The following is a 12374-nucleotide window of genomic DNA, read 5'->3' on the forward strand; positions in this document are numbered from 1 at the left end:
AGTAGGTGTTCATCGGATTGGCTTGTTGCTGTACAAGTGATTGTCTGACCGGAGAGGCCCGCCGGGGGGTGATAACGCTCACCGGAACAGGAGTGAGGCAGATCATGAGCAACAATCTTTTCGTCGCAGCGATCCTGGCGGCCACCGCGTTTGCAGGACCCGTTCTTGCGGACTCGTCCTCGTCGGCGGACGTAAAAAGCACCGACCAGGCGAACGCAGAAAAAGTCGATGGCACGAAATCTGCGCAACAACAGATAAGGCTTGAACAACGCAGTCCGTCATACTGGCGGGTCACGCTGGACAACCCACCATTCAACATTTTTGGCCCCGAGACCATTCCGCAGCTCGAGGCCGTGATAAAGGCGATCGAGACTGATGATCATGTTAAGGTAGTCGTGTTCGACAGTGCCGTGCCGGGCTTTTTTCTCACTCACTACAATTTCGTGCCTCCGCTGGAACAGTCGACCAGTCTGCCTGCGGGGCCGACTGGACTGCATCCCCTACCCGATATGCTGATACGCTTGAGCCGCGCCCCAGTGGTTTCCATTGTATCGATCCGCGGCCGGGCGACAGGCGTGGGCAGCGAGCTTGCGCTCGCTAGCGATATGCGGTTTGCAAGTCGAGAAAAAGCAATCCTTTCGCAGTGGGAGATTGGCGCGGCGCTTGTTCCGGGCGGTGGCCGATGGCTCGTCTTCCACGGCTGATTGGCCGCGGCCGAGCGCTCGAAGTGCTATTGAGCGGTAGCGACATCAATGGCGAGATTGCCGAGCGGTACGGTTATGTGAACAGGTCGTTGCCGGACACTGAGCTCGACGCCTTCGTGGATTCGCTAGCCACCCGCATCTCAATGTTCGACAAACATGCCATTGCGGAAATCAAACGCCTTGTAAACGGTGCAAGCCTGCCTCCGAACGAGGCCATCGGTGAGGAATGGAATGCATTTATCGCGTCCGTGCAGCGCCCTCAGGCGCAAGAAAAAATCAAACGCCTTATGGAACTCGGACTGCAAACGAACCCCGACGTGGAGCTCAGACTTGGCGATTATACGGGCGAACTTACAAAGTGAATGCGCGGTTGCCTGAGCGCGCCTTGAACGACCAGGTACGCTTCGGCCATCGGATCGACACGTTCGGCCAGGGTGGTCTCAGCGTACCCAAGCAGAACTGGCGAGAGTAGTCTTCTGACATCATCCCAGTCTGTCGGATCGCAGATACCTTCCAGCCATCGTCTTGTTAAGTTTAGAATCCAGCCCAGGAGGAGGTAGGTCCTATGCAGAAATTCTCAGTGACTATCACGGAGACGATCGATGCTGACAAATCCGACGACGCAGCCTTACTTCCTTATCAGAAGCTATTTAAGGGGCCAGACCTATTCTGTTCACGGACGAGCAGCCCGCACAACCGACATCACCTGGACCAGGCAGATGCGCGTGAATTTGCAGTTGCCGACCACACTGCAGAACCTGGGAACAGGTAAGGCGCCCTCTCGAACGTCGCGTCGTCGAACGTCCAATTCGGCGACCATTGCTCCCAAAGGATGCGCGCGATTTCCCGGCGATATTTTGTAAGCCCTGCGCGACCGCGCTCCTGGTGGAAGTAGTACTGGTACCGGCGGCGCGGGTTCCCTGAGATTTGGAGATGTTTTGGATAAGGTAGCTGTTTATGCAGACAAGCCCGATGACGCGCTCGGCAAGGATGGGAGCGATGTCCACGTAGCTGTGAATGTCGTAGGGAAATCCGTGCATGAGCATTGCGACGGGACCATCGGTTGGTCCTGCCTCATAATATGCGATGTTCGATACGCCCGCATCGACGTACTTCAGTGGCTCAAGACGTTTCAGCGGCGGCGATGAACGCGACATTTCTTTCCCACCGATTGCCTTCGGCGGATTGACGTCGACTGCCAGAGCCGCGGTCACGTCTACCACAATGGCGCGGTGACGCCCAAAGCGACGTTGCTTAGAAAACGGCGTCTGTTCTGATCCATACCGTCTAACATTGAGAGAGCCCCTCTTCGCCGCAAAGTCTTATTGCGATCTTGGTCATGGCCAGGCTAGCACAGGTCACCTTTCGATCAGTAGGTGTCGACGTCCACGATCGCCCTGGCAAACTCATGGGGTGCCTCCAGCGGCAAATTATGACCAGCACCCGCGATCACCCGGTGAGTCCGCTTCCCCGTGAATTTCTTTGCGTAAGATGTTCCGTCGGAGGCCGGGACGACGCCGTCCGAGTCACCATCCACTGTGATTGTCGGGACATCGATCGTCGGCCCAGCAGCAAGTCGCGCTTCCAGATCGTCGTACTTTGGCTCGCCTGGGGCGAGGCTCAAACGCCAACGGTAGTTGTGAATTACGATGCTGATATAGTCCGGATTGTCGAAGGATGCCGCAGAGCGGTCAAATGTCGTCTCGTCAAAATGCCAGTTGGGCGAGTTGTATTTCCAGATCAGCTTGGCAAATTCTCGTCTATTGGCGTCATATCCAGCCCGCCCACGTTCGGTGGCGAAGTAATACTGATACCACCATCCATGTTCGGCCTTCGGCGGCAGCGGAAGCTTGTTGCGCTCAAGGTTGTTGATCAGGTAACCGTTGACGGAGACCATGGCCTTGCACCGCTCTGGCCACAGAGCAGCGACAATGTTGGCCGTTCTCGCGCCCCAATCGAAGCCTGCGATTATCGCCTTCTCTATCTTCAAGGCGTCCATCAACGCAACCACATCCAAAGCGACCACAGATTGCTGTGCGTTGCGGGCGGATTCTGCGGACAGGAACCGCGTGGGTCCGTGGCCTCGCAAATGCGGTACGATTACTCGATATCCCGCGGAAGCGAGAAGCAATGTCACGTCTACAAAGCTGTGAACATCGTAGGGCCAGCCGTGCAGAAGGAGCACCGGAGGCCCGTCAGACGGCCCGTCTTCAGCGTAGGCCACATTGAGCAAGCCTGCCTCGATATGCTTTAAGGGACCAAACGATGTATGCGAACGTGGGGAAAGCGAGGCGGGAACGATCAGACCTTGCGAAGTAGTCTCAGCGCGACTGATAGCTGCAAATCCGATCTGACCTGCTGCCACGGTCATCGCGGCTGCTCCAAAAAAGCGGCGGCGGGGCATGTTTACTTCGTCTGACATTTTGGCGCTCCAAACTGGTTCCCTACTGTCAGAAGAAAACGCCTCCAGTGTATCTAGTTTGTTTCGGTTTCGTCCTGTTTTGAAAGCTCATGTAGCTTTCGCGTGGTTTGATACATTCGATTACATTGTGGGCGCCGGTGTCAACACGGCGCGTTCCGGGCGTTGCGTAAGTCAACGTTGGTAGGAACGGTTCCTGAAAGTGCTCCAGGTCTTCAGCAGAGGCATCCCCGCGCTGATGCGGTCGGCATATCTCAGCTGAAAATCGCTATCGACCCAAGTTGTCCCGCACGGTTCACGCACGCATCCCGACATCCATCCGTGAGGCGAGAAGAAGCCATGACAACGTGCACTCCCAACACTTCGCTAGCCGACAGCGCCTTCGCAAAAGAGCGTCTGCAGCATCCAAATCCAGATTCTCTCTTGATTTTCAACCAAAGCGAGGCCCGAGACCAGCGGGATCAGGCGGTTTGCCTATTCGTACCGAGAGGGCGTAGCGTCTGCGCTGCAGGCCGCGCCGGGAGCCAGTGTCTCGGTTACCGAACTTCAAGTTCTAACAACCGAGAACAACTGCGTTCCCCAGAAGCATCTAGTTATCGCCCTCGTGGGCGTAGCAGAAATCAACACGGAGACAACGCATCGTGGAAAAAGCTCAGGACGCGGTTAGCGGGCGCGGCGGAAGGTTTCCACCTTCGTCATCCGCTCAGAGCGCCGGCCGGTACGGGCTTCATCGAAATGACGCGCGGATCTCCTCAACGGTCTGCTCAGGATCCTGGAGATGAGGGTAGTGTCCGATGTCAGGCAGGAGATTCAGTTCGGCGTTGACCTTTTCGGCGAACTCAACTCCCATCTCCTTCTTGATGTAAATATCTTTTTCACCCCAAACGACTTTCACGCGTGTCTTGAGGCGGGCCAAGTTCGACTCGAAATAATCCTGGTCTCGCGTAAAGTTGGAGTAGTAGTGGTAGAAGGCGTCGGCGGACGTCATTCCGCCTTGATTCCATCCGCGGTACATGTCTGCCTTGAACCCAGGGGAAACGTCGAACTGCGCCTCTTTGGACAGACCTCGCCTGTAGGCGTTCTCAAGAATGTCGTCACGGTTTTTGTTCATGTAAACGTGGGTCTGATCCGCTGAAGCTGGCGACTTCAGATTTTGCAGACTCTCGTACATATATTCCGGCTTGTTGAAAGGCGCGAAGTCCCCAACGATGATCGTCCGCGCAAGCCCCGGATTTTCGAGAGCCAGAAGCAGTGCTGGCAGGGCTCCAATGTCTGTCGCGTAGATCGTGAGCTCGTCCGTGCGGATTTGCGCCGTATCGATATAGTCTTTCAGAACTCGAGCGTACTCTTTTGGCGCGTAAGAGAATTTCTCGACCGGAGGTCTCGTTGAAAGACCGTAACCGGGCCAGTCGATCGCATGGACTTCATAGTCTTCGCCGAGCTTCAACGAAATATCCTTCCAGGCACACATGGTCTCGGGAAAGCCATGCAGCAAGAGCACGGTTCCCTTCGGTTTGGAGTTGTGGACGATCATTCTTCTAAGGGTGATGTCTGGATCGACGGCCGTGTATCCAACGTCCACTTTTTGAACGTGGTCCGCAGGGATGTCCGTGCACCCCCAGGCGATGGAAGTGCTCAGCACGAAGGCAACCGATGCGGCCAGCGATTGTTTTGACATGGGAGTATACCTCGGTAACGTGTTGGTGGCTCACTTGATTAGGCGATCGACCTGGGCTTGCAAGCGTGGACCGATCAGCAGGATCGCGGGGATGACGATCAGGTAGCCAATGCCCCATGAACGCAGCCACGCGAGGGCAAATTTTTCAGAGAAACCCAGATTTAGTGCGAGAATAACGAACGAGATGATCCCCGTCGTCACGACGCCCATCAAAAGCGCGAAGGCAATTTTCCGTTTCAATTGTATGCTCACGGAATTCTCCAAGGGATAGACCCAGTTGAAATGACTAGCATTGACATTGCTCACGTTAGGACGAGGTGGGTTGCACCTCTGGCGCGATGGGATCGAGGCGGTCCGGCCGCGCTGGCAATCTCCAGCCCGGGGGGACGAAATGGAAAGAGTATCCGTTCGGATAACGTTCAAGGTATGAGGTGCTGCATTCCCCAGAAACATCCACCCGCGAAAACTGCGCGGTCCTCAGTCATCGTTTTTCTCCAGATACGCGACGTAGGCCGCGTAGCCTTCGGTCTCCATTTCGCCGCGATGAACAAAACGGAGGGCGGCCGAATTTATACAATACCGAAGCCCGCCATCGAGCGGCGGGCCGTCCGGAAAGACATGGCCGAGATGACTGTCTGCCGTCGTGGATCGCACCTCTGTGCTCTCCCGCCCGTATTTTCCGTCGGGTTTTTCAGTCACGAGTTCCGGGTCGAGCGGTCGGGTAAAACTTGGCCAGCCTGATCCGGCGTCGTACTTGTCGCTTGAGGCGAAAAGCGGTTCACCTGAAACGACATCGACATAGATTCCGGGCTGTTCGTTGGCGAGATACTCGCCAGTCCCCGGCATCTCGGTAGCGCCGAGCTGGGTCACCCGATATTGCTCCGAGGACAAGCCCGAAATCACCTCGGTATTTTTTCGGTATTTCGACATTCCAAAGCTCCTTCGGGCAATACAAAGCCCGATCTGGTTCGTCAGATGTTGTAGACTTCTGACGAAGCCCCCGATGCGTTTCTCATCAAGGCGTTTGATCGGGACACGCAACGTGACGCCCCCCCGGGGGTGATGCCAGAGCCCAATCTATTGGGCTCTGGAGTTGGAAGGACTTGGTTTCAATGCCCTCCCTGGCCTTTAGAAAGCCGCTTCGAAACCGTCATCATCGTGGAACAACTCAGTCTCAGTATCCGCGGTTGCCTGAAAATAATCAGGCGTTGGGGCAGAAAGAGATCCCACGAATTGCCCTTCCCCCTGAATGGCGGCGATGGCGGACGCCTCACGCGGATCGGAGTCCCAAGCGCAAGGCGATGCCAAGATCGACAAGGCCGCGATACATTTGACCGCTAGGTACACGGAAACTCTCCTCGAACATTCACTCAGGACAGTTGCCATCACTGACTGGCATGCATTTGTTCAATAACGTCCCCCTCACGAACCGCGGAGTTTCACCGTGTGAGGAGGACCCTTCGACGCAAGATCAGACCAGATTGATCTCGGCGCTGATGTTGCCACGCGACATCTTGGAATAAGGGCAGGTCTGGTGCGCGGCGTCGACGATCTCCCGGGCGACGTCCTCAGGGATGCCCGGCAGGCTCACGTTGAGGCGCGCCGCGAGAGAATACTCGCCGTCCGTACTGATGAGATCCACTTCAGCATCGACGGCCACGTCGGCCGGAAGCGCGATTTTCATTTTCCGTGCAGCGGAGCCCATTGCGCCGATGAAGCAGGCCGACCATCCGGCCGCAAACAGCTGCTCCGGATTCGTCCCTGTTCCAGGTCCACCCGGCGACGAAAGTTTGACTTCCAGTCGATGGTCGGAGCTGCGCGAGTTGCCTTCCCGGCCACCAGTGGTATGTGTTTTGCCCGTGTAAAGCACCTTTTCATTCGCAGTCATGTTCACTTTCCTTAACCTGTTGACGAATGACCAATGTCGATATCGGTCGATAGCCGCATTAAGCTGGTGTGACGTATCCCGGATGTGTCAGAATTTGCCGATTGTGTAACACATTGTAGGCCCGCCAAGACCCGGGCGAGTCCGAGAACGGCAAGTCTCGGGCGCGACGGCCCGAGGCAATTTTCGTTGAGGGTGAGTGCGGAGGGGTGGCTTGGGATCAAGTGTCTCCCAACGTTTCGCCTAACCCCGGGCGTCTGAGACCAGCACGGCCTTCTCGCGGTAAAGTTCCGGGAAGAACGCTTTCAGGGTTTGGACCTTCGGCTCCTCGTAGTAGGCGATATAAGGATGCGACGGATTGTTTGCCATGAAATCCTGATGGTAGCTTTCGGCCCTGTAGAATGGCTTCGCGACCTCGATCGTCGTCGTAATCTCGGGTCCAAAGACGTCTGCTGCTTCGAGCTGCTCGATGTAGGCCGCGGCTACCCTTTCCTGTTCGTCGTCTATCGGGAAAATCGCCGAACGATACTGGGAGCCAATGTCCGGTCCTTGGCGGTTCAACTGGGTCGGATCGTGGGCGGCCGAGAAATAGATGCGCAGAAGCTTTCCGTAGCTGATTTTTTGGGGGTCGAAAACAACCCGGACCGCCTCGGCATGGCCTGTGTTGCCAGTCTCGGTCAGCTCGTATGTCGCCGTTTCAGCACTCCCTCCGGCGTAGCCGGAGGTTGCGTTGATAACGCCCTCAACGTGCTGGAACACGCCCTGGACACCCCAGAAACACCCCCCCGCGAAGACCGCCGTCTGAATGCCATTGACGGGTTTTGTGAGGGCGTAGAGAGGCGGAGGCACCAGGCGGGGCTCTTCGGCGGCCGAGCTGGTGTTGCCAAGGACCGAAGCCCCAAGCAGGACGAACAGGCCGCCGACGATCATCGCGCCGCGGACGCCACCGATGCCCTTGAAAGGATTTGATGTCGCGTTCATGACGTTCCCTCAACCAAATGTGAATACGAAAGCTTGAACGCCGGGATCCAGGAACCGAACCTCAAATGTCCGTTCCGCGACATTTCCCGTCTGTCGAACCAACTGGTAAAGACGTGTTTCTTTCACGGTTCCGATGCCGTTCTCATCGACATCAGCGCCATGGTTTTTGCCCGGTGGCTTGCCGTCGACAGTGACCTGAAACCTTACCGGACCACGCTTTTCGTCAGGACCAAGAACAAGGTGAAGATCTCGGGCACTGAACCTGTAGGCAATGGTGCCGCCTGACTGGTTGAGGGTGCCGCGTTCAGCGCCGACGGTCCACATTCCTGTCAGACCCCATTCGTTGAGATTTGGCTCCGCCATCGTATAGTTCTGTGCCACGTCGGCGTTGAGGCCCTCGGGGGATATGAAGTTCGACGCACGCTGGTATCCGATGTACGTCTCCGATGACCGGATATTGCGTAGATCGGGAGCAATCTCTGCCCCGGCCGAGTCCGGTTTCACCATCGCAGCCGTCGATTTAAGCGCGCCTGCCTCAGCAAGAAGGTCCTGGATCACCTTCTCCGACTGCGCGTAGTCGCCCTCGCCGAAGTGATGGTGCCTCACCTGCCCCTTGGCATCGATGAAGTAGTGAGCTGGCCAGTAGCTATTCTGGAAGGCGCGCCAGATCTTGAAGTCATTGTCGATCGCGACTGGGTAACCGATCTTGAAATCGTCAATTGCTTCCTTGACGTTGTCGATCTTCTTTTCGAACGCAAACTCGGGCGAGTGGACACCGATCACCACCAGGCCTTGGTCCTTGTATTTCTCGGCCCAGGCCCGGACATAAGGTACCGTCCGAATACAGTTGATGCAGGAGTAGGTCCAGAAATCGACCAGCACGACTTTGCCGCGCAGCTGTTCGCTTGACAGCGGTGGCGAGTTTAGCCATTCGACAGCGCCATCCAGAGAGGGGAACTGGCCTTCAACGGGCAACCCGCTCGAGAACCCTTGACGAGCGTCGTCGGCCGCAAGGGACATGCTGTTGCCCGCCACTTCAACCGAGGATGTTGTCGTCCTGGCCTTGAACCTGTCGAGGAGTGACTGCTCGATCGTGGTCGTGCCCGAAATGGACAGCCGGGCAAGGACTCCGGTGTCCAGACCGAGCGCGATGGCCGTCACACCTGTCAGGACCGCAGCCCCGAGCCCGCGTCGGACCCATTCGCCCGAACCGAGCGACTGTTTCATCAAGGCGAAAACACGCCCGCCGACAAGTAACGCGACTGCAAGCGAAGTTGCGGCACCTGCGGAATAGGCCAGCAGAAGCAGGGTCGTTTCGACGTTGGCACCCTGAAGCGCCGCGCCCGTGAGCACCAGGCCAAGGATAGGCCCGGCGCACGGTGCCCAAAGGAGCCCCGTCGCGACCCCGAGGACAAATGATTTACCGCTGGACTCCCCCTCGCCTGGTTTGCCGCTGCGGCTCAGAAGTCTGTTGCCCAACGCGACGATCGGGCCGGTCAAAATGGCGGCGGCCCGTGACGAAATAAGCGTCACGCCGAACAACGCCAGAAGGGCAATAGCGGCGTACCGGCCATACTCATTGACGTGAACCGCCCAGCTTCCGCCGACAGCCGCCAGTGTTGCAACGGAAGCGAACGTGATCGCCATGCCGCCTAGCATCGGCAGCGTGCTGCTCACAAAGGGTCGCCCCGCGCGGGCGAAAACAAAGGGAAGAACCGGAAGGATGCACGGACTGAGTATGGTCAGCACGCCTCCGAAATAGGCAACAATAAGAAGGGACATCATTCTCTCCGTTGAGCATCGATTACTTTGTCCATGGAAGCTGACGAACAGCCGGACGCGTCGATAATGCCTTCCGGTACGTATCTGCCGTGTGTGCTAATCTTGCAAAATTGTAACCAAGTGTAGGATGGAAATTCAGCAACACATTGCGTTACAAAACAAAAATAGGGTGCCGATCACCCTGGCTCGAAGCCATGCAATTTCGCGGTCATGACAAGAGCCGTATCCATGAGGACTCAAATCGGAGAACGACAAGCGAGTTCTCCCGGAAACAGGATCGTTGGAGCAGCGAGCCGGACCACCAGGCTGACCCATGATACGCCACCTCAGCAAAACGGCCCACGTTCGGCAGTCACACGCCTTTTTGGTTGAAAAGTGTATCTCATGGCGTGCCCGGTACACTGACATACAATTCTCCAGGGACGCCTGCGCGCCTTGATGTACAATTGCTGCTAAATGGCATGGGGATCAACGTGAAGGCAGCGCAGATGGACCACATCGATCATATACTCGTCGTTGATGACGACCGCGAAATACGCGAACTGGTTTCGACCTATTTGAAGAAAAACGGGTTCCGCGCATCTGTCGCGGCAGACGGTCGTCAAATGCGTTCGTTCCTGGACACGGAATCTGTCGATCTCATCGTTCTGGATGTCATGATGCCAGGTGACGACGGTCTGGTTCTGTGCCGCGAACTACGCTCTGGTAAACACAAGGCCACGCCTGTTTTGATGCTGACCGCCCGGACCGACGAAACTGATAGGATCATCGGCTTGGAAATGGGGGCTGACGACTATCTGGCGAAGCCGTTTGCGGCCCGAGAGCTCCTCGCACGTATCAATGCGGTTCTGCGACGCACGCGGATGCTGCCTCCGAACCTGCAGATCAGTGAGGTCGGACAGCTTCTAAGTTTCGGGGAATGGAAGTTGGACACCTCCGCCCGCCATCTCCTCGACCAGGAAGGCACGACTGTCGCCCTCAGCGGTGCCGAGTATCGGCTCCTTCGTGTCTTTGTCGATCATCCTCAAAGGGTGTTGAACCGCGATCAGCTTTTAAGTCTCACGCAAGGCCGCGACGCGGATCTGTTTGACCGCTCGATCGACCTGCTGGTGAGCCGACTGCGGCAGCGTCTTCGAGACGACGCGCGCGAGCCAGCCTATATCAAGACCGTCAGAAGCGAGGGCTACGTCTTTTCGATGGCGGTCCAGATAATGGAGGTCCGTGCGTAATGACGCTATCCGGACGATTCCCCATTTGGCCACGCACCCTTGGCTCAAGACTGTTCCTGATTTTTCTGGCGGGCCTGGTGATAACGCAGGCACTTTCCTTTGCCGTCCTTTTTTCGGAAAGGTACGGTATGGTCGAAGCAATGCTTCTGGGAAATCTCGATAAGGACGTGACGACGGCGGTCGCGCTGATGGATCGTCTTCCAGCGAGCGAGAGGCCGGATTGGGTCGCACAGCTCGACCGCAGGACTTATCGCTACATTCTCGGACCGGGCGATCCAGGCGTTCCTGACTTATCGGGATTGGGTGCCGAAATGGGGCGGACGATTCGTGAAGCGATCGGCGAGCGATTTCCGCTCACGGTGCAATCTGTCCCGGGCGACGGCCAGCGTCTCCAGGCGCACATTACACTAAGCGACGGCCAGCCTTTGACCATTGATGTCTACCCTTCAATCATGCCGCTGGCGAAGTGGTTGCCCTATGTGCTTGTCGCTCAGCTCTCGCTCCTTGTGTTGTGCAGTTGGTTCGCGGTCCGCGTCGCCATCCGGCCACTTGTTGTTCTTGCGCAAGCTGCGGACGCATTGAACCCGAATACGATCACTCCCCGACTGAGCGAAAGCGGCCCGAAAGAGGTCGCTTATGCAGCTGTGGCGTTTAATGCGATGCGGGACCGCATTTCGCATTATCTCGAGGAACGGGTACAGATTCTCGCCGCCATCTCGCATGACCTCCAGACGCCTATCACTCGTATGAAGCTGCGGGCCGAGTTTTCAGAGGACTCGCCGGAAAAGGACAAACTGGTCCAGGATCTGGCGGAAATCCAGAGCCTGGTTCATGAAGGGATTGCCTACGCGCGCAGTAGCCATGGCAATGTGGAAAAATCATCCCGCATCGAAATCGGCTCTTTCGTCGACAGTCTGGCCTATGATTACGAGGATACCGGCAAGGCAGTATCCGTGACTGAACGCATAGATGAGGTGATTGTCACCCGACCCCACGCTCTACGCCGTATCCTCACCAACCTCATTGATAATGCGCTCAAATTCGGCGGCGGTGCGGAAATCTGCGTGCACAAGGAATTAGACGGCCGCGTGGTCATCGACGTTTTGGACAGAGGAAGCGGCATTCCCGATGACCAGTTGGAGGCGGTTCTTCAACCGTTCTTCAGGCTCGAACAGTCACGCAATCGTGGAACCGGGGGAACGGGTCTCGGTCTCGCTATAGCACAGCAGCTCGCCATCGCAATCGGTGGCTCGCTCAAGCTATCCAACCGCGAGGGCGGAGGCCTTTCTGCCCGTGTTTCTGTCGGTTAAGTGTGGGGCACCGAGATGCCACGGACTGCTGATCGTGTGACGGGCATTTAACGTCCAAACGAGTTGGAAGAAGATGTCGGTCGCAGTGGCGGCCGCGTCGCGAAATATTCAACCCACGACCAGCACCGCAATTGGGCCGATTCTCATCGGCGGCAATCAACCAGATGACTGTCCCCTGGCGTTCGCCCGCAACAATTTTTGCGGCCTTGGTGTATCCGCCGTCCATCCCATCCAGAAAATGCAGATGCGCGTCGGGGTCTGCCGATGGTACCAGGCAGGTCATGATCGCGTGTGACTGCCGATGCAGACCGTAATCGATTTCGCCGCGTGCCGCAGCTGGTTTGAGTATCGTCTCCACGGCCATGACCTGGGGCTCGGAGCAATCG

Annotated in this window: 9 protein-coding genes and 2 pseudogenes; 3 read left to right on the forward strand and 8 right to left on the reverse strand. The window is 57.0% G+C overall.

Translation table 11 applies throughout. From position 1 onward, the window contains the following. Nucleotides 1-104: 104 nt before the first annotated feature. Nucleotides 105-1066, forward strand: a pseudogene (locus ACP7E0_RS28520) (enoyl-CoA hydratase/isomerase family protein). Nucleotides 1067-2073: 1007 nt separating this feature from the next. Here the strand turns inward: ACP7E0_RS28520 and ACP7E0_RS28525 are convergent. The 7 genes from ACP7E0_RS28525 to ACP7E0_RS28555 form a co-directional block, all read right to left on the reverse strand. After that, the gene (locus tag ACP7E0_RS28525; RefSeq protein ID WP_426129937.1) at nt 2074-3126 is read right to left on the reverse strand and encodes an alpha/beta fold hydrolase; all 1053 of its coding nucleotides are present in this window, start codon (nt 3124-3126) and stop codon (nt 2074-2076) included. A gap of 724 nt (nt 3127-3850) precedes the next feature. Beyond that, a complete protein-coding gene (locus ACP7E0_RS28530) occupies nt 3851-4801 on the reverse strand; it encodes an alpha/beta fold hydrolase (RefSeq protein WP_426129939.1) in 951 nt (316 codons plus the stop codon). Nucleotides 4802-4831: 30 nt separating this feature from the next. Continuing rightward, entirely contained in the window at nt 4832-5011 is a 180-nt protein-coding gene (locus ACP7E0_RS28535; protein ID WP_426130057.1) for a DUF2798 domain-containing protein, read from the reverse strand. Between the two features lie 267 nt (nt 5012-5278). Further along, complete coding sequence (msrB, locus tag ACP7E0_RS28540) at nt 5279-5731, reverse strand: peptide-methionine (R)-S-oxide reductase MsrB (protein ID WP_426129941.1); 453 nt, start codon at nt 5729-5731, stop codon at nt 5279-5281. A gap of 541 nt (nt 5732-6272) precedes the next feature. Beyond that, nucleotides 6273-6689, reverse strand: a complete 417-nt coding sequence (locus ACP7E0_RS28545) for an organic hydroperoxide resistance protein (RefSeq protein ID WP_426129943.1) — start codon at nt 6687-6689, stop codon at nt 6273-6275. 240 nt (nt 6690-6929) lie between these two features. Further along, a complete protein-coding gene (msrA, locus tag ACP7E0_RS28550) occupies nt 6930-7667 on the reverse strand; it encodes a peptide-methionine (S)-S-oxide reductase MsrA (protein ID WP_426129945.1) in 738 nt (245 codons plus the stop codon). A 9-nt stretch (nt 7668-7676) separates the two neighbouring features. Beyond that, nucleotides 7677-9449 carry a cytochrome c biogenesis protein DipZ gene (locus ACP7E0_RS28555; protein ID WP_426130059.1) on the reverse strand — a complete coding sequence of 591 codons (1773 nt, stop codon included), beginning with the start codon at nt 9447-9449 and terminating at the stop codon, nt 7677-7679. 488 nt (nt 9450-9937) lie between these two features. Between ACP7E0_RS28555 and ACP7E0_RS28560 the strand changes: the two genes are divergently transcribed. Then, nucleotides 9938-10678: a response regulator gene (locus tag ACP7E0_RS28560; protein ID WP_426129946.1), complete on the forward strand. Its 741-nt coding sequence runs from the start codon at nt 9938-9940 to the stop codon at nt 10676-10678. Next, a complete protein-coding gene (locus tag ACP7E0_RS28565; protein ID WP_426129948.1) occupies nt 10678-11988 on the forward strand; it encodes an ATP-binding protein in 1311 nt (436 codons plus the stop codon). The genes ACP7E0_RS28560 and ACP7E0_RS28565 overlap by 1 nt, the downstream gene beginning before the upstream one ends. On the opposite strand, the pseudogene ACP7E0_RS28570 reads toward ACP7E0_RS28565, so the two are convergent. Further along, nucleotides 11933-12367: pseudogene (locus tag ACP7E0_RS28570) on the reverse strand (DUF3095 family protein); the annotation flags it as partial. The gene ACP7E0_RS28565 and the pseudogene ACP7E0_RS28570 sit on opposite strands and share 56 nt — an antisense overlap. Between the last annotated feature and the right edge of the window lie 7 nt (nt 12368-12374).

It is taken from the genome of Pararhizobium sp. PWRC1-1 (genome assembly GCF_049897905.1).
Classification (GTDB): domain Bacteria; phylum Pseudomonadota; class Alphaproteobacteria; order Rhizobiales; family Rhizobiaceae; genus Pararhizobium.

Bases quoted from the DNA above. Each gene is read 5' to 3' on its own strand.
- ACP7E0_RS28525 (WP_426129937.1), bottom strand. From the start codon at position 3,126: ATGTCAGACGAAGTAAACATGCCCCGCCGCCGCTTTTTTGGAGCAGCC.
- ACP7E0_RS28530 (WP_426129939.1), bottom strand. From the start codon at position 4,801: ATGTCAAAACAATCGCTGGCCGCATCGGTTGCCTTCGTGCTGAGCACT.
- ACP7E0_RS28535 (WP_426130057.1), bottom strand. From the start codon at position 5,011: ATGGGCGTCGTGACGACGGGGATCATCTCGTTCGTTATTCTCGCACTA.
- msrB (WP_426129941.1), bottom strand. From the start codon at position 5,731: ATGTCGAAATACCGAAAAAATACCGAGGTGATTTCGGGCTTGTCCTCG.
- ACP7E0_RS28545 (WP_426129943.1), bottom strand. From the start codon at position 6,689: ATGACTGCGAATGAAAAGGTGCTTTACACGGGCAAAACACATACCACT.
- msrA (WP_426129945.1), bottom strand. From the start codon at position 7,667: ATGAACGCGACATCAAATCCTTTCAAGGGCATCGGTGGCGTCCGCGGC.
- ACP7E0_RS28555 (WP_426130059.1), bottom strand. From the start codon at position 9,449: ATGTCCCTTCTTATTGTTGCCTATTTCGGAGGCGTGCTGACCATACTC.
- ACP7E0_RS28560 (WP_426129946.1), top strand. From the start codon at position 9,938: ATGGACCACATCGATCATATACTCGTCGTTGATGACGACCGCGAAATA.
- ACP7E0_RS28565 (WP_426129948.1), top strand. From the start codon at position 10,678: ATGACGCTATCCGGACGATTCCCCATTTGGCCACGCACCCTTGGCTCA.